Origin of the sequence: Pseudomonas sp. RV120224-01b, from assembly GCF_003208145.1 — a bacterium.
In the GTDB taxonomy this organism is placed as follows: Bacteria; Pseudomonadota; Gammaproteobacteria; order Pseudomonadales; family Pseudomonadaceae; genus Aquipseudomonas; species Aquipseudomonas monteilii.
Map to the genome: position 1 here is coordinate 1 of NZ_QKMQ01000029.1, position 17,924 is coordinate 17,924.

Consider the following 17,924-nt stretch of genomic DNA (forward strand, 5'->3'; position numbering starts at 1 on the left):
GATCAAGGGTGGCATTATCAGCAGGCTCAATACCGTCACAAACTTGCCGCACGAGGTGTGAAGCAGAGCATGTCCCGCAAAGGCAATTGCCTGGATAATGCGGCGATGGAAAGCTTCTTCGGCACGCTCAAGTCGGAGTTTTTCTACCTGAATCGCTTTGAGAGTGTCGAGGAACTAAAAGCGGGACTGGATGAGTACATTCACTACTACAACCATGACCGCATCAGGCTGAAACTCAATGGCCTGAGCCCTGTGAGCTACAGGACTCAGACCACTGGCTAAAACTGTCCAACTTTTGGGGGGCAGTCCATCCCTGTGGGAGCGGCTTTAGCCGCGAAGAGGCCAGACCTGCTTACAGTGATGGCCTTTCATCCAATTGTCACAATGAAGTCATATCGTGTTCATGCGGCCTGCCGATACTTGGGCCCGTTCCATCCAACACCCCAATATTCCTGCTAGGAGCAAGGCATGAAACTGAAGCGTTTGATGGCGGCCCTCACCTTTGCCGCCGCTGGCGTTGCAACCGCCAACGCGGTAGCCGCTGTCGATCCTGCGATCCCGACCTACACCAAGACCACCGGTGTTTCGGGCAACCTCTCCAGCGTTGGTTCCGACACCCTGGCGAACCTGATGACGCTGTGGGCCGAGGCCTACAAGAAGGAATATCCGAACGTAAACATCCAGATCCAGGCGGCCGGCTCCTCCACCGCGCCACCCGCGCTGACCGAAGGCACCGCCAACCTCGGCCCGATGAGCCGCAAGATGAAGGACGTCGAGCTGCAGGCCTTCGAGCAGAAGTACGGCTACAAGCCGACCGCCATCCCGGTTGCCGTCGACGCCCTGGCTGTGTTCGTGCACAAGGACAACCCGATCAAGGGCCTGACCATGGCCCAGGTCGACGCCATCTTCTCCTCCACTCGCCTGTGCGGTGGCAAAGCCGAGATCAAGACCTGGGGCGACGTGGGTGTGACCGGCGACCTGGCCAACAAGCCAATCCAGCTGTTCGGCCGCAACTCGGTATCGGGCACCTACGGCTACTTCAAGGAAGAAGCCCTGTGCAAAGGCGACTTCAAGCCTAACGTCAACGAACAACCTGGCTCGGCTTCGGTGGTGCAGTCGATCAGCTCTTCGCTGAACGGCATCGGCTACTCGGGTATCGGTTACAAGACTGCCAGCGTCAAAACCGTAGCCTTGGCCAAGAAAGAAGGCGGCGAGTTCGTTGAAGACAACGAAACCAACGCCCTGAACGGCACCTACCCGCTGTCGCGCTTCCTGTACGTGTACGTCAACAAGGCCCCGAACAAGCCTCTGGCCCCGCTGGAAGCCGAGTTCGTCAAGCTGGTGCTGTCGCAAGCTGGCCAGCAGGTCGTGGTGAAGGATGGCTACATCCCGCTGCCGGCCAAAGTCGTCGACAAGACCCTGGCTGACCTGGGCCTGTCGCACGCCGGTAACGTTGCAAAGAAGTAAGTAACTGAAGAAGAGGCCGGTGCCGATGCCCGGCCTCTTCCACGAAATTCCAGTCCGAAGCCAGGTTTCCTGTGCGGCGGGCTTTCGCGCGTCACCAATTTGTAATGTTTTTGTCACACGGGACCGCTAGGGTGTGCGCATGAATGATCTGGCCAATTCCAACATGACCCAAAACTCCCAGCCCGTGCGCATTGATTTCAATACGCCCGAGTTGCAACGCAAGCGCCGCATGCGTGCGCTCAAGGACCGCCTGACCCGCTGGTATGTGCTGGTGGGCGGGCTTGCCGTTCTGGCGGCCATCACCCTGATCTTCTTCTACCTGGCCTATGTGGTGCTGCCACTGTTCCAGGGCGCCCATCTGAGCAGCAAGCAAGCCCTCGCGCCGGCCTGGCTGCAGCAGGATGCCGGCAAGCCGCTGATGATCGCGCTAGAAGAGCAGAACCTGGTGGGGATGCGAGTTTCGGACAAGGGCCAGGCATTGTTCTTCGATACCAAGACCGGTAACGAGCTCAAACGTGTCGACCTGCCTGTGCCGGCAGACACCCAGGTTACTTCGATCAGTGCCGACCAGCCGGGTAGCCCGCTGGTGGTGCTGGGCTTGTCCAATGGCCAGGCGCTGGTGTTCCACCACACCTACAAGATCACCTACCCGGACAACAAGAAAACCATTACCCCTGGGATCGACTACCCGTACGGCGAGCAGCCGTTCGTGCTCGACGAACAGGGCCGTGCGCTGGAGCACGTCAGCGTCAACGTCAATGGCGAAACCTTGCTGCTGGCCGGTTCCACCGGCGCGCATCTGCAGGTGCTGGAGCTGACCCGCACGGAAAACATGATGACCGAAGAGGTCACCACCGAGCAGAACCGCATCGAACTGCCGCAAATGACCGAAGCGGTGAAGAACATCTTCATCGACCCGCGCCAGCAGTGGTTGTACGTGATCAACGGCCGCGCCACCGCCGACGTGTTCAGCCTGCGCGACAAGAGCCTCAACGGCCGTTACAAGCTGTCTGAAAGCGGCGATACCGAAATCACCGCCACGGCCCAGCTGGTTGGCGGCATCTCGCTGATCATCGGTGACTCCAAAGGCGGCCTGGCCCAGTGGTTCATGGCCCGCGACCCGGACGGCGAGTCACGCTTCAAGCAGATTCGTACCTTCCAGATGGGCAAGGCGCCTATCGTGCAGATCGACGCCGAAGAGCGCCGAAAAGGCTTCATCGCGCTGGACGCAGACGGCAAGCTGGGTGTGTTCCACAGCACCGCGCACCGCACCCTGCTGGTGGAGCCGGCTGCCGAAGGCCCGGGTATCCTGGCCCTGTCGCCACGCGCCAACCGCATCATCATCGAAGAAGGCGGCAAACTGCTGCCGCTGAGCCTGCGCAACCCGCACCCGGAAATTTCCTTCAGCGCGCTGTGGGGCAAGGTGTGGTACGAGAACTACGACGAGCCGAAATACGTCTGGCAGTCGACCGCCTCGAACACTGACTTCGAGCCCAAGCTGAGCCTGTCGCCGCTCACCTTCGGTACCTTGAAGGCCGCGTTCTACGCGATGATCCTGGCCGCCCCGCTGGCCATCGCCGCCGCCATCTACACCGCCTACTTCATGGCCCCGGGCATGCGCCGCAAGGTCAAGCCGGTGATCGAACTGATGGAAGCGATGCCCACGGTAATCCTTGGCTTCTTCGCCGGCCTGTTCCTGGCTCCGTACCTGGAAGGCCACCTGCCGGGCGTGTTCAGCCTGTTCCTGCTGATGCCGTTTGGCATCCTGCTGGCCGGCTTTGCCTGGACCCGCCTGCCAGAGTCGATCCGCCTGCGTGTGCCGGATGGCTGGGAAGCGGCGATCCTGATCCCGGTCATCCTGTTCACCGGCTGGTTCGCCCTGACCATGAGCCCGCACCTGGAAAGCTGGTTCTTCGGCGGCGACATGCGTCTGTGGATCACCAATGACCTGGGCATCACCTATGACCAGCGCAACGCCCTGGTCGTGGGTATCGCCATGGGCTTCGCAGTCATCCCGAACATCTATTCCATTGCCGAAGACGCCGTGTTCAGCGTGCCGCGCAGCCTGACCCTGGGCTCGCTGGCCCTGGGCGCGACACCCTGGCAGACCCTGACCCGCGTGGTCATCCTCACCGCCAGCCCGGGTATCTTCTCGGCGCTGATGATCGGCATGGGCCGTGCGGTGGGCGAGACCATGATCGTGCTGATGGCCACCGGCAACACCCCGGTGATGGAGATGAACCTGTTCGAGGGCATGCGTACCCTGGCCGCCAACGTGGCCGTGGAAATGCCGGAATCGGAAGTCGGCGGCAGCCACTATCGCGTGCTGTTCCTGGCCGCTCTGGTGCTGCTGATGTTCACGTTCGTGATGAACACCTTGGCCGAGCTGATTCGCCAGCGTCTGCGCAAGAAATACTCGTCGCTTTGATAGAAAGGTAGCGATCCGTGAAAAAGGATTCCCTCAAAGGCTGGTTCAAGAGCGGCGCCCCCGGCGTCTGGATGAGCGGCGGTGCGGTGGCCATGGCGGTGATCATGACCGTCGGCCTGCTGGCAGTGATTGCCGTGCGCGGCCTGGGCCACTTCTGGCCGGCCGATCTTGTCCAGGCCACCTACAAGGTGCCGGGCCAGGCTGACCACGTCGTCATCGGCGAAGTGGTGCAAAAGGAAGAAGTGCCCCGCGCCCGCCTGAAGGGGGCCGGCCTGCCGGTACCGGACCAGGGCCCGGAGTTCATGACCCGCGAGCTGATCAAGGTGGGTAACCGCGACCTCAACGGCAGCGACTTTACCTGGGTGGTCGGCGACTGGCTGGTTGACGAAAAACGCCCGGCCGACCTGATCGCCCTGGAACGCCGCGAGTGGGGCAACTTCTACGGCTACCTGGTCAGCGTCAAGGAAGAAGGCCGCGTGGTGGCCGAAGGCCCTGCCGCCTGGCACGAACTGCAGGCCCGCCTCAAGCGTGCCAACCAGCTCAACGGCGAGTTGCAGCAGCTGGAGAAGAAAGACATCGGTGCCATCAACCATGGCCTCGAACGCCTGCGCCTGCAGGCCCGCAAGCTGGAGCTGGACGGCAAGCTGGACGCCGCTGCCCAGGCCGACATGGACGCCGACCGCGCCGAGCTGAACAGCCGCTACAAGGCCATCGAAGACCGCCTGACCGGCCTGCACCAGGCCTTCGCCCGCGACAGCCTGGTGGCCCGCGATGGCAACGGCCGTGAAGTGGAAATCAACCTGAGCAAGGTGGTGCATGCCATCCAGCCGAACGGTATGTCCGGCTTCACCAAGCTGGGTACCTACTTCGCCAAGGTCTGGGAGTTCCTCAGCGACGACCCGCGTGAAGCCAACACCGAAGGCGGTATCTTCCCGGCCATTTTCGGCACCGTGATGATGACCCTGATCATGGCCGTGATCGTCACCCCGTTCGGCGTGCTGGCTGCGGTCTACCTGCGTGAGTACGCCAGGCAGGGGCCGGTGACACGCCTGATCCGCATTGCCGTGAACAACCTGGCCGGCGTACCGGCGATCGTCTACGGCGTGTTTGGCCTGGGCTTCTTCGTCTACGTGCTGGGTGGCTCGATCGACCGCCTGTTCTTCCCTGAAGCGCTGCCGGCACCGACCCTGGGTACCCCGGGCCTGCTGTGGGCATCGCTGACCCTGGCTCTGCTGGCCGTGCCGGTGGTGATCGTGGCCACCGAAGAAGGCCTGGCGCGTATTCCGCGTACCGTGCGCGAAGGCTCGCTGGCCCTGGGCGCGACCAAGGCCGAAACGCTGTGGAAGATCGTCCTGCCCATGGCCAGCCCGGCCATGATGACCGGCATGATCCTCGCCGTGGCCCGCGCCGCTGGTGAAGTGGCGCCGCTGATGCTGGTGGGTGTGGTGAAACTGGCGCCGTCGCTGCCGGTGGACGGTAATTACCCGTACCTGCACCTGGACCAGAAGATCATGCACCTGGGCTTCCACATCTATGACGTCGGCTTCCAGAGCCCGAACGTCGAGGCCGCGCGGCCGCTGGTGTATGCCACTGCGCTGTTGCTGGTGCTGGTGATCGCGACCCTCAACCTCTCGGCCGTGTGGATCCGTAACCACCTGCGCGAGAAGTACAAGGCGCTCGACAGCTGACCCTGATTGCAAGCGTGCCGCCCACCAGCCGGGCGGCCCTTTGAAACGAATTGATAGCGTATGGAGTAGACCATGCAGCAAGATTCCCATACCCACGGCATCGACATGTCTGCCCTGGGCCGCAACAAGCAGAGCCTGCGCCTGGCCGAAGAAACCGTGGCCATCGAAGTGCCGGGCCTGAGCCTGTTCTACGGCGACAAGCAGGCGTTGTTCGACGTCAGCATGAACATCCCCAAGCAACGCGTGACCGCCTTCATCGGCCCGTCCGGCTGCGGCAAGTCGACCCTGCTGCGCACCTTCAACCGCATGAACGACCTGGTTGACGGCTGCCGCGTGGAAGGGGCCATCAACCTGTACGGCAACAACATCTACCGCAAGGGCGAAGACGTGGCCGAGCTGCGCCGCCGTGTGGGCATGGTGTTCCAGAAGCCCAACCCGTTCCCCAAGACCATCTACGAGAACGTGGTCTACGGCCTGCGTATCCAGGGCATCAACAAGAAACGCGTGCTCGACGAAGCCGTCGAGTGGGCGCTGAAGGGCGCAGCCCTGTGGGACGAGGTCAAGGACCGCCTGCATGAGTCGGCCCTGGGCCTGTCCGGTGGCCAGCAACAGCGTCTGGTCATCGCCCGCACCATCGCCGTGGAGCCGGAAGTGCTGCTGCTCGACGAACCGTGCTCGGCGCTGGACCCGATTTCGACCCTGAAGGTCGAAGAGCTGATCTACGAATTGAAATCCAAGTACACCATCGTCATCGTGACCCACAACATGCAGCAGGCGGCCCGTGTTTCGGACTACACCGCGTTCATGTACATGGGCAAACTGGTCGAATTCGGGGATACCGACACCCTGTTCACCAACCCGGCGAAGAAGCAGACCGAAGACTACATCACCGGTCGCTACGGCTAAGCCTCGGCCGCCAGGGAACGACACGAACTACTTGAAGCTTGCAGCTTCTTCGCGGAGCGAACGATGATCAACAAAGAAAGCCTTACCCATCACATTTCCCAGCAGTTCAACGCCGAGCTCGAAGAGGTGCGCAGCCACCTGCTGGCCATGGGCGGGCTGGTGGAAAAGCAGGTCAACGACGCGGTCACCGCGCTGATCGAAGCCGATTCGGGCCTGGCCCAGCAAGTGCGCGAGGTTGACGAGCAGATCAACCAGATGGAGCGCAACATCGACGAGGAATGCCTGCGTATTCTCGCCCGCCGCCAGCCAGCCGCCTCGGACCTGCGCCTGATCATCAGCATCTCCAAGTCGGTGATCGACCTGGAGCGCATTGGTGACGAGTCGACCAAGATCGCCCGTCGCGCCATCCAGCTGTGCGAAGAGGGTGAATCGCCGCGTGGCTACGTCGAGGTTCGTCATATCGGTGACCAGGTGCGCAACATGGTCCGTGATGCGCTGGACGCCTTTGCCCGCTTCGACGCCGACCTGGCGTTGTCGGTGGCCCAGTACGACAAAACCATCGACCGGGAATACAAGACCGCGCTGCGCGAGCTGGTGACCTACATGATGGAAGACCCGCGCTCTATTTCGCGGGTGCTGAGCGTGATCTGGGTCCTGCGCTCGCTGGAGCGAATTGGCGACCATGCGCGCAACATCTCCGAGCTGGTGATCTACCTGGTTCGCGGCACCGACGTACGTCACATGGGCCTCAAGCGCATGACAGCAGAAGTGCAGGGCACCGCTGTCGCTGATGGCGAAAAGGCTAATGTTTCGGGCGAATCTGACGATAAGTAAGGTTGCTCCCGAGCATCGACGCCCGGCCTTGGCCGGGCGTTTTCGTTTGCGGTCGAGCGCCTGCAGGCACCCGCGAACGATGTGAAGAAGTCCCGGCGTGACCAGGTTGTAGCAAATGGCCATTATTTGGCAGTAGGCTAGTCGGGGTTCAGAAGGAGTATCGATGAGTAAAGTGAATGTGCTGGTTGTGGATGACGCGCCGTTTATCCGTGACCTGGTCCGCAAGTGCCTGCGCAGTGCCTTCCCGGGCATGGCCATCGACGACGCAGTCAACGGCCGCAAGGCCATGGCCATGCTGGACAAGGAAGCGTTCGACCTGGTCCTGTGCGACTGGGAAATGCCGGAAATGTCGGGCCTGGAACTGCTCACCTGGTGCCGCCAGCAGCCTGCGCTGAAAAACCTGCAGTTCATCATGGTGACCAGCCGTGGCGACAAGGAAAACGTCATTCAGGCGATCCAGGCGGGCGTTTCCGATTTTGTCGGCAAGCCGTTCACCAACGAGCAACTGCTGACCAAGGTAAAAAAGGCCCTGACCAAGATCGGCAAGCTCGACAGCCTGATGGCCAGCGGCCCGGCGCGGGTGAATTCGGCGTTTGCCAATGATTCGCTGAGTGCCCTGACAGGGGGCAAGCCAGAAGCGGCCAAGGTGGCGGCCCCCGCACCGGCCCCGGCGGCTACCAAGCCATTGGCCGCAGCCCCCACGCCACCCGCCCCTGCACCGACCGGGCGTGGCCAGGGCCAGTTGCGACTGGCCAGCGGCATGCAGCCCTGTGTGATCAAGGCACTGAGCTTGAAGGAGGCCTTGCTGGTGGTACGCCGCAGCGAAGCGCTGCCGCAAGTGCTGGAAGGTGCGGTGCTGGACCTGGAGCAGGGTGAGAGCGCCGAAGTCGCGCGTTTGAACGGCTACCTGCATGCTGTCGCGGCATTGGAGCCCAAGCCCGACAGCGACTGGCTGCAGTTGACCTTCAAGTTCGTCGATCAGGACGCCCAGAAGCTCGATTACCTGTCGCGCTTGATTGCCCGCGGCACAGCGCAGAAGCATTTCACCCCTGGCGCTTGACGCCTAAGCAGGGGCAGCACAGTGCTGCTCCTGCGCCATCCGACCAACTGCAATACCCGCCGCAAAACCCGCTGCTAGGCTTCGAGACATCAAAACTGTCAAAAAGCCACTATCATGCCCACGCGCCTGCTGCTGTTCTGTGCATTGCTCATGGTCTCGGCGTCGAGCCTGGGTGTGACCCTCTACAAGATCACTGACGATTCCGGTGTGGTCTCCTATTCCGACCGGCCAGGCCCGGGCGCCAAGCCCTTGGTGCTGCGCGAGCCCATGGTCGAGACGCTGGAGGGCCAGGTGCTGTTGAACGCCAGGACCTTTGACGGTGGCGTGAGCTTTTCGGCGCGCAACGAGCTGCATGTACCCGTGGAGGTCGAGTTGCGACTGGACAATCTGGTGAACGCGCAAGGCGGCGATGCTCCGCGCATCGTGCGCCGCTTGCTGCCGCCGCGTACCACGCAAATGCTCAGTGTGCTCCGGGGGCGCCCCGGGCTGCTGCTGAACTACCGCTCGACCCTGCTGCAGGCCATGGGTGACCCGGGCATGCGGCCACAGGGCTTCCGTTACGCATTCCCGTGGATTGGCGGGCCGTTCCGTGTCACTCAAGGGCCCAACGGGCGTGTCAGCCACTTTGGGCCAAAGGGGCGCTACGCCATGGACATCGCCATGCCTGAAGGCACCACCATCATTGCGGCGCGCGAAGGCGTGGTGGTGAAGACGGAAAACACCCAGAGCGGGCGGGGGACCAACCCTTCAGGGAATTTCGTCAGGATCCTGCACCCGGACGGCACCATGGGCGTGTACTTGCACCTGATGCGCGGTTCAGTGGTGGTGGCGGAGGGGCAGCGGGTACGGCAGGGGCAGGTACTGGCCAAGTCGGGCAATACGGGCAACAGCACCGGGCCGCACCTGCATTTCGTGGTGCAGCGCAATGTGGGGCTGGCGCTGGAGTCGATACCTTACCGGTTCGACAGGCCGATCAGCGGGTTACCGGACTTCACCGCCGGCAACCCCTGACCGATGTAGCCATCAGTCCAGCTTCAGCACCTTGGCCAGCACGATCTTGGGCCCTTTCATCTTCTTGATGATGATGCGCAGCCCCTCGACCTCAAGCACTTCCTCTTCTTCAGGCACGCGCTTGAGCGTTTCGTAGACCAGCCCGGCCAGGGTCTCTGCCTCGATGTGGTCGAGGTCGACCCCCAGCAGGCGCTCGACCTTGAACAGCGGTGTGTCGCCGCGCACCAGCAGTTTGCCTGGCTGGTAAGCGAGGATGCCGCGCTCGGTCTTGCGGTGCTCGTCCTGGATATCGCCTACCAGCACTTCCAGCACGTCTTCCATGGTCAGGTAGCCGATAACCTTGCCGTCGGCTTCCTCCACCAGCACGAAGTGCGCGCCGCCCTTGCGGAACTGCTCCAGCAACTGGGCCAGCGGCATGTGCCGCGATACGCGCTCCAGGGGGCGGGCAAGGTCTTCCAGGTCGATGGTTTCGGGCAAGTGCTCCAGCTCGGCCAGCTCCAGCAGCAGGTCCTTGATGTGCAGCAGGCCGGTGAACTCTTCGCGCTCGGCGTCGTACACCGGATAGCGGCTGAACTTGTGGCGGCGCACCAGGGCCAGGATCTGCTTCAACGGCGCATGGGCGTCGATGCTGACCATGTCCTCACGCGAGTTGGCCCAGTCGACCACCTCCAGCTCGCCCATTTCTACGGCCGACGCCAGTACGCGCATACCCTGGTCGCTTGGGTCCTGACCACGGCTGGAGTGCAAAATCAGCTTCAGCTCTTCACGGCTGTAGTGGTGCTCGTGGTGCGGGCCAGGCTCGCCTTGGCCGGCAATACGCAAAATGGTGTTGGCGCTGGCATTGAGCAGGTAGATGGCCGGGTACATCGCCCAGTAGAACAGGTACAGCGGCACGGCGGTCCACAGCGACAGCAGCTCTGGCTTGCGGATGGCCCAGGACTTGGGCGCCAGCTCGCCGACCACGATGTGCAGGTACGAGATGACGAAGAAGGCGACGAAGAACGAGACGCCTTTGATCAGCTCGGGCGAGTCGACCCCGAAGTACGCCAGCAGCGGCTCGAGCAGGTGGGCAAACGCCGGTTCACCGACCCAGCCCAGGCCCAGCGAGGCGAGGGTAATGCCCAGCTGGCAGGCCGACAGGTAGGCGTCGAGCTGATTGTGAACCTTGCGCAGGATGTTGCCGCGCCAGCCGTGCTGCTCGGCGATGGCCTCGACGCGGGTGGCGCGCAGCTTGACCATGGCGAACTCGGCGGCAACGAAGAAGCCGTTGAGCAGCACCAGCAGGAAGGCAAAGATGATCATGCCGAAATCGGCGAATAACGAGGTGAGGCTGATACCAGGGGAAGGGTCCATGATGGAGTTTTTACGGGGTCCGTCTTAGAGATAGAGAGAAAAAAAGTGCCAGCTTTTGCTGGCACAGGGGATCCAATGTAGCGGCTGGAGCCGTAAAAGCAAAGGGTGGCGGATGTATTGCGGTCGCTGTGGGAGCGGGCGCGCCCGCGAAGGGCTGCACCGCAGCTCCAATCTCAAACCTTGCCGTTAGCCAATTGTGCCGGCGCAAAGTGACAGGTAAAGGTGCTGCCATGCCCCGGCACACTGCTGATTTCCAGCTTGCCGCGATGACGCATCAGCACATGCTTCACAATCGCCAGCCCCAGCCCGGTGCCGCCGGTATTCGACGCACGGCTGGAGTCCACCCGATAGAAGCGTTCGGTCAGGCGGGGCAAGTGCTTCGCGTCAATGCCCACCCCCGAGTCTTGCACCGACAAATGCGCACCTTGGGCATCGACCCACCAGCGGATGCGGATGTTGCCTTCGTCCTGGGTGTACTTGACGGCGTTGAACACCAGGTTGGAAAAGGCGCTGCGCAGCTCCGACTCGCTGCCCTTCAGCTTCACGCCGGGTGCAGCTTCCAGGCTGATGCGCTGGTTGCGTGGCCCGGACAGGGCCTGGGCGTCATTCTTGATGGCGGCAAGCAGGGCATCGACGGCCACTGGCTGGTTGTCCGACGGGTAATCGGTGGCTTCCAGCTTGGCCAGCAGCAGCAGGTCGTTGAGCAGCGTTTGCATGCGTGAGCCTTGCTGGCTCATCTGCTGCAGGGCGCGGCTCCAGCGCGGGTTCACGTCCTCGACGTTGTCCAGCAAGGTTTCCAGGTAGCCGGTGATGACCGTCAGCGGCGTGCGCAGCTCGTGCGACACGTTGGCGACGAAGTCCTTGCGCATCTGTTCCAGCTGGTGAATGCGGGTGACATCGCGCACCAGCATCAGGTGTTCGTTGTTGCCGTAGCGGGTGATGTGCAGCTGCACGCGCATGCGGTCGTTGATGGGCGAGGGGATTTCCAGCGGTTCGAGGTAATTCTCCGCTTCGAAGTATTCCTTGAAGCGCGGGTGACGCACCAGGTTGGTGACCTGCTGGCCGCCGTCCTGTGGGGTTTTGAAGCCCAGCAAGGTCTCGGCGGCGCGGTTCCACCACTCCAGGTTGCCGTCGCTGTCGAGCATGATCACGGCGTCACGTAGCGCGGCGGTGGACTCCTGCACCCGGTCGATCACGGCCTGCAGGCGGCCACGCACGCGCTGGTCGCGGCGTTGCAGGTGGTAGATGCTGTCGAACACCTCGCCCCAAAGGCCGTAGCCATCGGGCGGTGCCTCATCGGGTTGGTGGTTGCGCAGCCAGTCGTGCAGGCGCAGCAGTTGCTTGAGGGTCCAGCCCAGGTAGAGCGCCAGGCCAATGGCCAGGCTCCAGCCATAGTAGCCGCTGACCAGTCCGCCGATCAGGCAGACGGTAATCAGCAACAGCAGATGGCGAATCAGGGTCGCGTGCCAGTTCTGGTTCAATTGACGGTCCTTGTACAACAACGTGCAGCGTGGCGCTTTTGAACTCGATCAGCTCTTGGTCGAGAAGCGGTAGCCAGTGCCCCGGACGGTTTGTACCAGATTTTCATAGGCTTCACCCAGCGCCTTGCGCAGGCGACGGATGTGCACGTCGACCGTGCGTTCCTCGACATAGACGTTGCCGCCCCATACCTGGTCCAGCAGCTGGCCACGGGTGTAGGCACGCTCCTGGTGGGTCATGAAGAACTGCAGCAGGCGGTATTCGGTCGGGCCCATCTCGGCCGGTTTGCCGTCGATGGTGACGCGGTGGCTGATCGGGTCAAGCAGCAGGCCGCCAACTTCGATCGGCGCCTCGCTGTCGCTCGGGCCGGTACGGCGCAACACGGCTTTCAGGCGTGCTACCAGCTCACGCGGCGAGAACGGTTTGGTGATGTAATCGTCGGCACCCACTTCCAGGCCCTGGATCTTGTTGTCCTCTTCGCCCTTGGCGGTGAGCATGATGATCGGGATGTCGCCGGTCAGCTCGTCGCGCTTGAGGCGGCGGGCCAGCTCGATGCCGGAGGTGCCCGGCAGCATCCAGTCGAGCAGGATCAGGTCCGGTTTGCGGTCGACGATGATCGCGTGGGCCTGTTGGGAGTTTTCCGCTTCCAGGCAGTCATAGCCGGCCATTTCCAGGGCAACGGCGATCATCTCGCGAATGGGCGCTTCGTCGTCGACGATCAGAATGTTCCTGCCAACCATGCTCAAAACCTCTCCTGGATACGGTGTCTTGGCCCGCATTAGATAACGGAATTATTGCAGCTGTGTGACAGGGTGTTGGCCGTTCTGGCGACATTCCGTGACTGAACTAGGCTTGAGAGGGCCGCAGTTGCGGTGACTCGAACTCAATCCCCCCGAAATAATGGTGAATCCAATGACACGACAAACGCTGAGCTGGATGGCCCTTTTCGCTGCGCTGGCGCTCCCGGGGGTGGCGTCGGCCCACCATGCCATGGAGAAGGACGGCATGTGGGTCGATCATGCCGGCATGACCCTGTACACCTTTGACAAGGATGCGGGGGGCAAGTCGATGTGCAATGGCGATTGCGCTACCAACTGGCCGCCGTTGAAGGTGATGGATGGCGAAAAGGCCGAGGGCAAGTGGACGCAGATCAAGCGTGACGACGGTTCGATGCAGTGGGCCTACGACGGCAAGCCGCTGTATACCTTCGTCAAGGACAAGAAGGCCGGTGACATGACCGGTGATGGCGTGAAAGACGTCTGGCACGTCGCCAAGCCCTGAGATTGCCGGGTCCGCTTCGCGGCCCATCGCAGGCAAGCCAGCTCCCACAGGTCATGTGCACGCTTCAAGGGCAGCGCCGTACCTGTGGGAGCTGGCTTGCCTGCGATAGGGCCACCAGCCTTAACGCAACGTGTAATCCAACACTACGCCAATAAACACCAGCATCCCCGCCCAGTGGTTGTGCAGAAACGCCTTGAAGCACGACTCCCGGTCCAGCTTGCGCGTCGACCAGTACTCCCACGCAAAGCACGCTGCCGCACCCAGCAGCCCCAGGTGGAACCAGCCCCCCAGCTCGAAGCGGCTACCCGCCAGCAACAGGCAGCCCAGCGACAGCAGCTGCAAGGTCAGGATGATGGTGCGGTCGGCGTCGCCAAACAGGATCGCAGTCGACTTCACGCCAATCTTCAGGTCGTCATCGCGGTCGACCATGGCGTAGTAGGTGTCATAACCCACCGTCCACAGCAGGTTGGCGATGTACAGCAGCCACGCGCTGGCCGGCAGGTCGCCCCCCGCTGCCGTGAACGCCATGGGGATGCCCCAGGAGTACGCCGCACCCAGCACCACCTGCGGGTAATAGGTGTAGCGCTTCATGAACGGGTAACAGAACGCCAGCGCCACTGCGCCGAACGACAGCCATACCGTACGGCTGTTGGTGCACAGCACCAGCAGGAAGCTCACCCCGACCAGAATGGCGAACAGCGCCAGCGCTTCGCGTGGCCGTACTCGGCCACTGGCCAGAGGCCGGTCGGCAGTGCGCTTGACGTGGCCATCCACCTTACGGTCGGCGAAATCGTTGATGCAGCAGCCCGCAGCGCGCATCAGCACCACGCCGAGGCCGAAGATCAGCACATTGGCCACGGTAGGTGAACCGTTGCCGGCAATCCATACCGCCGACAGGGTTGGCCACAGCAGCAGGTAGATACCGATCGGCCGGTCCATGCGGCTGAGCTGGACGAAGTCCCAGGCCCGCGGGTGCAGGCGGTTGAGCGACTTGAGCAGTTGCAGGTACATCAGCGGTTTTCCTCCTTGGCCGCTTGCCACAAGGCTGGCAGGAACACTTCTGCCACCAGCAGGTCCAGGCCGCCCCGTTCGAAGCGCGAGCGGCGGCCCCACAGTGCTGCGCGGGTGGCTTCGGTCGGCAGCCAGGCCTGTGGATAACTGCACACTTCAATCGGGTGGCGGATGAACGCCTGGTCGCAGAACAGCAATTCACCCAGCGAGCGGCTGCCCAGGGTTTCCAGGTCCAGCCCGCCGCGCTCCAGGGCGCTGCGGCTGGCGACGCTGCGGGCGAACACCCAAGGTTGGCCATGGCCACGCAGGTACACCTCGCGCACCCAACCTTCGGCGCCAGCGGCAATGCCCAGCGCCTGGCATTCGTCATCGCGCAGTGGCTGCCAGCCCTCGAACAGCGGGGTGACGGAGAAGTGATCGTTTGAGAGGCGGGTCAGGCGGCGGGTCAGCGAGCCCTCGTCGAACAGCCAGTCAAGGGTGGGCTGGTCGATGCCGGTCGCCAGCTGTGAATACGGCAGCCACGCGACAGCGGCTGCTTGCGGGGATTCGTACGACACGTCGGTCTGCTTGTTACAACCAGAGAGGCGGCGAGCTTAGCATGATTGCCCTGACTGCTTGCATAATGCATGAAACAGGGCCAGAGACCGGCCTGATAAAGCCTGAGTTCCACCAAGGAAAAAGACCTGATGAAAAAGTGGCAATGTATTGTCTGCGGCCTGATCTACGACGAAGCCGAAGGCTGGCCCGACGACGGCATCGCCCCCGGCACCCGTTGGGAAGATGTGCCTGAAGACTGGCTATGCCCCGACTGCGGTGTTGGCAAAAGCGACTTTGAAATGATCTCCATCGGCTAATCGAGGAAAGCACGACATGACGTCCCCTGTGGTAATCATCGGTACCGGCCTTGCGGGTTACAACCTGGCGCGTGAATTTCGCAAGCTCGATACGCAAACGCCCTTGCTGCTGATCACCGCCGACGATGGTCGTTCCTATTCCAAGCCCATGCTCTCCATGGGCTTTGCCAAGCAGAAAGACGCCGACGGCTTGGTCATGGCCGAGCCAGGCGCAATGGCCGAACAGCTGAATGCCGAGATTCGCACCCATACCCGTATCAGCGGCATCGACCCGGGCCACAAGCGCCTGTGGATCGGCGAGGAGGCTGTGGAGTACCGCGACCTGGTGCTGGCCTGGGGCGCGCAGACCGTGCAGGTGCCGATCGAAGGCGATGGCAGCCATCTGGTGTTCCCGATCAACGACCTCGAAGACTACGCGCGCTTCCGTGCTGCCGCTGTCAGCAAGCAGCGCGTGCTGATTCTCGGTGCCGGCCTGATCGGCTGCGAGTTTGCCAACGACATGAGCCTGGGTGGCTTCCAGGTGGAGGTAGTGGCGCCATGTGAGCAAGTGATGCCGACCCTGCTGCACCCGGCCGCAGCGGCGGCTGTGCAAGCCGGGCTGGAAGGCTTGGGCGTGCGCTTCCACCTGGGCCCGGTGCTGACCCGCTTGCAGCAAGTGCCCCAAGGCCTGGAGGCGCACCTGTCGGATGGCAGCGTGATCGCCTGCGACCTGGTGGTTTCGGCCATCGGCCTTCGCCCGCGCACCGACCTGGCTGCCGCAGCCGGCTTGCAGACCAACCGTGGCGTCAGCGTAGACCGCGAATTACGTACATCCCACGCCAACATCTTCGCCCTCGGCGACTGTGCCGAGGTCGATGGCATCAACCTGCTCTACGTGATGCCACTGATGAGCTGTGCCCGGGCGCTGGCGCAAACCCTGGTCGGCAAGCCGACGGCGGTCGCATATGGGCCGATGCCGATCACGGTAAAAACCCCGGCCTGCCCGCTGGTGGTTTCGCCGCCGCCCATGGGCCACGAAGGTACTTGGCAGGTGGACGGCCAGGGCAGTGACCTCAAGGTGCTCTGCCACGGCGCAGACGGCAAGTTGCTGGGCTACGCCCTGACCGGGAAAGCTGTGATGGAGAAGCTGGCGCTGAATCGTCAGTTGCCAGCCGTAATGGCGTAAATAGAGGCTGTTCTGTCGGATTTATCCTGTTGTTGCCCGCACAATGGCCGCCCAGATACTGGCGCGGCCCCGGAGCTCGTGCCATTCTCACTTCCGTCTGCCGCAGATTAGAGCCTGCGGTGCCTTGAGCGCTGCTCCCAAAGGCAGCACGGCATAACAACAAGAATTCCGTCAAAGAGGCTTCACTATGCGCAAACCAGAACTCGCCGCCGTCATCGCCGATAAGGCCGATCTGACCAAGGAAAAGGCCAATCAGGTTTTGAACGCGATTCTCGACAGCATCACCGGCGCCCTGGACAAGGACACCGTGACCCTGGTCGGTTTCGGCACCTTCGAAAAACGTCATCGCGGCGCGCGTACCGGCAAGAACCCGCAAACCGGCGAGCCGGTCAAGATCAAAGCCAGCAACACCGTGGCCTTCAAGCCAGGCAAGAACCTGCGCGACAGCGTCAACGCCCCCGTCAAGCCAGCCAAGAAAGGCAAGTGATCGCTCCCTGACAACCCCCGTGTCAGCCAAGCGGGCGCCCCAGGGCGCCCGTTGTGCTTTCTGCAGGCAAAATGTTTCGAACTTGCATAAATAGTTCAGGAAAGGGATAAACTGCGCGCCTTAGTCACTTTTCATTCGAGGCGCGTTGATGAAGTTCCGCTTTCTTCTCTGGGCCATGGGGCTGTTGATGGCCAGGGCCAGCCGTAACAACCCGGCGTTCCAGCAGCAGCTCAAGGGCAAGGACCTGGTGTTCCAGATGCAGACCCTGGACGGCAAGGTCGCCCGGCACTTCATCGTCAATAACGAGCGCATCAGCAGCAAGGGCGGGGCGCACGCACAACCGGCTTTCGCCATTGCGTTCAAGGACGCAGCCTATGGCTTTACCACGATGCAGGCGGGCAACAAGCAGTTGGCGTTCATGCAGGGCATTCAGGACAAGAATATCCAGATCAAGGGCAATCCGGCGTTGGTGATGTGGTTCCAGGGGTTGATGAAGTACCTGAAGCCGAAGAAGAAAGGCTGAAATTGCTGGGGCCGCTTTGCGGCCCTTTCGCGACACAAGGCCGCTCCCACATTGATCGGCGTGCACGGGCCCCTGGACTGCCCCCAAGAAGTTGGACACCAATCCAACCCTTGGGGGATTTATGGGCAAATACTCAGAGCAGTTCAAGCTCACGGCGATCACGGCCTATCTGGAAGGCAGCAACGGCTTTCGCAAAGTGGCCCGACACTTGGGCATCGATTTCAGTTTGCTTCGGCGCTGGGTTGCCAGTTACCGATCCACCGCCAGCCTCAGTCCCCGCCCACATGGCCAGCGCTACACTGAGGACTTCAAACGGCAGGTACTCAAGCACATGCTTGAGCATCGACTCTCGCTGCGCCAAACAGCTGCGCACTTTG

The 17,924-nt window shown here is 62.3% G+C and carries 19 protein-coding genes; 14 read left to right on the forward strand and 5 right to left on the reverse strand.

Annotation, left to right across the window (positions count from 1 at the left end; translation table 11 throughout):
• The 8 genes from N436_RS27905 to N436_RS27940 form a co-directional block, all read left to right on the forward strand.
• Positions 1–282: IS3 family transposase (locus tag N436_RS27905; protein WP_146232420.1), on the forward strand; the 282-nt coding region annotated here is incomplete at its 5' end.
• Positions 283–468: 186 nt separating this feature from the next.
• Positions 469–1,467, forward strand: a complete 999-nt coding sequence (locus N436_RS27910) for a phosphate ABC transporter substrate-binding protein PstS (protein WP_060499691.1) — start codon at positions 469–471, stop codon at positions 1,465–1,467.
• Positions 1,468–1,606: 139 nt separating this feature from the next.
• A complete protein-coding gene (locus tag N436_RS27915) occupies positions 1,607–3,895 on the forward strand; it encodes an ABC transporter permease subunit (RefSeq protein ID WP_105947144.1) in 2,289 nt (762 codons plus the stop codon).
• Between the two features lie 71 nt (positions 3,896–3,966).
• Complete coding sequence (gene pstA, locus N436_RS27920) at positions 3,967–5,583, forward strand: phosphate ABC transporter permease PstA (protein ID WP_177410286.1); 1,617 nt, start codon at positions 3,967–3,969, stop codon at positions 5,581–5,583.
• Between the two features lie 72 nt (positions 5,584–5,655).
• Positions 5,656–6,489, forward strand: a complete 834-nt coding sequence (gene pstB / locus N436_RS27925) for a phosphate ABC transporter ATP-binding protein PstB (protein WP_012274853.1) — start codon at positions 5,656–5,658, stop codon at positions 6,487–6,489.
• Positions 6,490–6,552: 63 nt separating this feature from the next.
• Positions 6,553–7,323, forward strand: coding sequence for a phosphate signaling complex protein PhoU (gene phoU / locus N436_RS27930; RefSeq protein WP_016712726.1), 771 nt, complete (start codon positions 6,553–6,555; stop codon positions 7,321–7,323).
• A gap of 163 nt (positions 7,324–7,486) precedes the next feature.
• Positions 7,487–8,383: a response regulator gene (locus N436_RS27935; RefSeq protein WP_060499689.1), complete on the forward strand. Its 897-nt coding sequence runs from the start codon at positions 7,487–7,489 to the stop codon at positions 8,381–8,383.
• Between the two features lie 114 nt (positions 8,384–8,497).
• A complete protein-coding gene (locus N436_RS27940; protein WP_105947146.1) occupies positions 8,498–9,394 on the forward strand; it encodes a peptidoglycan DD-metalloendopeptidase family protein in 897 nt (298 codons plus the stop codon).
• A 12-nt stretch (positions 9,395–9,406) separates the two neighbouring features.
• On the opposite strand, the gene N436_RS27945 is transcribed toward N436_RS27940, so the two are convergent.
• The 3 genes from N436_RS27945 to phoB form a co-directional block, all read right to left on the reverse strand.
• Positions 9,407–10,747, reverse strand: coding sequence for a hemolysin family protein (locus N436_RS27945; protein WP_016712723.1), 1,341 nt, complete (start codon positions 10,745–10,747; stop codon positions 9,407–9,409).
• Positions 10,748–10,920: 173 nt separating this feature from the next.
• Complete coding sequence (phoR, locus tag N436_RS27950) at positions 10,921–12,228, reverse strand: phosphate regulon sensor histidine kinase PhoR (protein ID WP_105947147.1); 1,308 nt, start codon at positions 12,226–12,228, stop codon at positions 10,921–10,923.
• A 48-nt stretch (positions 12,229–12,276) separates the two neighbouring features.
• The gene (phoB, locus tag N436_RS27955) at positions 12,277–12,966 is read right to left on the reverse strand and encodes a phosphate regulon transcriptional regulator PhoB (RefSeq protein WP_003253341.1); all 690 of its coding nucleotides are present in this window, start codon (positions 12,964–12,966) and stop codon (positions 12,277–12,279) included.
• Positions 12,967–13,138: 172 nt separating this feature from the next.
• Between phoB and N436_RS27960 the strand changes: the two genes are divergently transcribed.
• Entirely contained in the window at positions 13,139–13,507 is a 369-nt protein-coding gene (locus tag N436_RS27960) for a hypothetical protein (protein ID WP_060493970.1), read from the forward strand.
• 120 nt (positions 13,508–13,627) lie between these two features.
• Here the strand turns inward: N436_RS27960 and ubiA are convergent, their stop codons facing one another.
• Positions 13,628–14,518, reverse strand: coding sequence for a 4-hydroxybenzoate octaprenyltransferase (gene ubiA, locus N436_RS27965; protein WP_105947148.1), 891 nt, complete (start codon positions 14,516–14,518; stop codon positions 13,628–13,630).
• A complete protein-coding gene (locus tag N436_RS27970) occupies positions 14,518–15,075 on the reverse strand; it encodes a chorismate lyase (RefSeq protein ID WP_105947149.1) in 558 nt (185 codons plus the stop codon). Before N436_RS27970 ends, ubiA begins: the two co-directional genes overlap by 1 nt.
• A 129-nt stretch (positions 15,076–15,204) precedes the next feature.
• On the opposite strand from N436_RS27970, the gene N436_RS27975 reads away from it, so the two are divergent.
• The 5 genes from N436_RS27975 to N436_RS27995 form a co-directional block, all read left to right on the forward strand.
• Positions 15,205–15,372 (forward strand): rubredoxin, encoded by a 168-nt coding sequence (locus tag N436_RS27975; protein ID WP_003253349.1) that lies wholly within the window; start codon positions 15,205–15,207, stop codon positions 15,370–15,372.
• Positions 15,373–15,388: 16 nt separating this feature from the next.
• Positions 15,389–16,537, forward strand: coding sequence for an NAD(P)/FAD-dependent oxidoreductase (locus N436_RS27980; RefSeq protein WP_110742466.1), 1,149 nt, complete (start codon positions 15,389–15,391; stop codon positions 16,535–16,537).
• A 187-nt stretch (positions 16,538–16,724) separates the two neighbouring features.
• A complete protein-coding gene (locus N436_RS27985) occupies positions 16,725–17,024 on the forward strand; it encodes an HU family DNA-binding protein (RefSeq protein ID WP_016712717.1) in 300 nt (99 codons plus the stop codon).
• Positions 17,025–17,172: 148 nt separating this feature from the next.
• The gene (locus N436_RS27990) at positions 17,173–17,547 is read left to right on the forward strand and encodes a helicase (protein ID WP_105947151.1); all 375 of its coding nucleotides are present in this window, start codon (positions 17,173–17,175) and stop codon (positions 17,545–17,547) included.
• A 121-nt stretch (positions 17,548–17,668) separates the two neighbouring features.
• The coding region (locus tag N436_RS27995; RefSeq protein ID WP_256590006.1) for a transposase at positions 17,669–17,924 on the forward strand (256 nt) is incomplete at its 3' end.

Bases quoted from the DNA above. Each gene is read 5' to 3' on its own strand.
- N436_RS27910 (WP_060499691.1), top strand. From the start codon at position 469: ATGAAACTGAAGCGTTTGATGGCGGCCCTCACCTTTGCCGCCGCTGGC.
- N436_RS27915 (WP_105947144.1), top strand. From the start codon at position 1,607: ATGAATGATCTGGCCAATTCCAACATGACCCAAAACTCCCAGCCCGTG.
- pstA (WP_177410286.1), top strand. From the start codon at position 3,967: ATGAGCGGCGGTGCGGTGGCCATGGCGGTGATCATGACCGTCGGCCTG.
- pstB (WP_012274853.1), top strand. From the start codon at position 5,656: ATGCAGCAAGATTCCCATACCCACGGCATCGACATGTCTGCCCTGGGC.
- phoU (WP_016712726.1), top strand. From the start codon at position 6,553: ATGATCAACAAAGAAAGCCTTACCCATCACATTTCCCAGCAGTTCAAC.
- N436_RS27935 (WP_060499689.1), top strand. From the start codon at position 7,487: ATGAGTAAAGTGAATGTGCTGGTTGTGGATGACGCGCCGTTTATCCGT.
- N436_RS27940 (WP_105947146.1), top strand. From the start codon at position 8,498: ATGCCCACGCGCCTGCTGCTGTTCTGTGCATTGCTCATGGTCTCGGCG.
- N436_RS27945 (WP_016712723.1), bottom strand. From the start codon at position 10,747: ATGGACCCTTCCCCTGGTATCAGCCTCACCTCGTTATTCGCCGATTTC.
- phoB (WP_003253341.1), bottom strand. From the start codon at position 12,966: ATGGTTGGCAGGAACATTCTGATCGTCGACGACGAAGCGCCCATTCGC.
- N436_RS27960 (WP_060493970.1), top strand. From the start codon at position 13,139: ATGACACGACAAACGCTGAGCTGGATGGCCCTTTTCGCTGCGCTGGCG.
- ubiA (WP_105947148.1), bottom strand. From the start codon at position 14,518: ATGTACCTGCAACTGCTCAAGTCGCTCAACCGCCTGCACCCGCGGGCC.
- N436_RS27975 (WP_003253349.1), top strand. From the start codon at position 15,205: ATGAAAAAGTGGCAATGTATTGTCTGCGGCCTGATCTACGACGAAGCC.
- N436_RS27980 (WP_110742466.1), top strand. From the start codon at position 15,389: ATGACGTCCCCTGTGGTAATCATCGGTACCGGCCTTGCGGGTTACAAC.
- N436_RS27985 (WP_016712717.1), top strand. From the start codon at position 16,725: ATGCGCAAACCAGAACTCGCCGCCGTCATCGCCGATAAGGCCGATCTG.
- N436_RS27990 (WP_105947151.1), top strand. From the start codon at position 17,173: ATGAAGTTCCGCTTTCTTCTCTGGGCCATGGGGCTGTTGATGGCCAGG.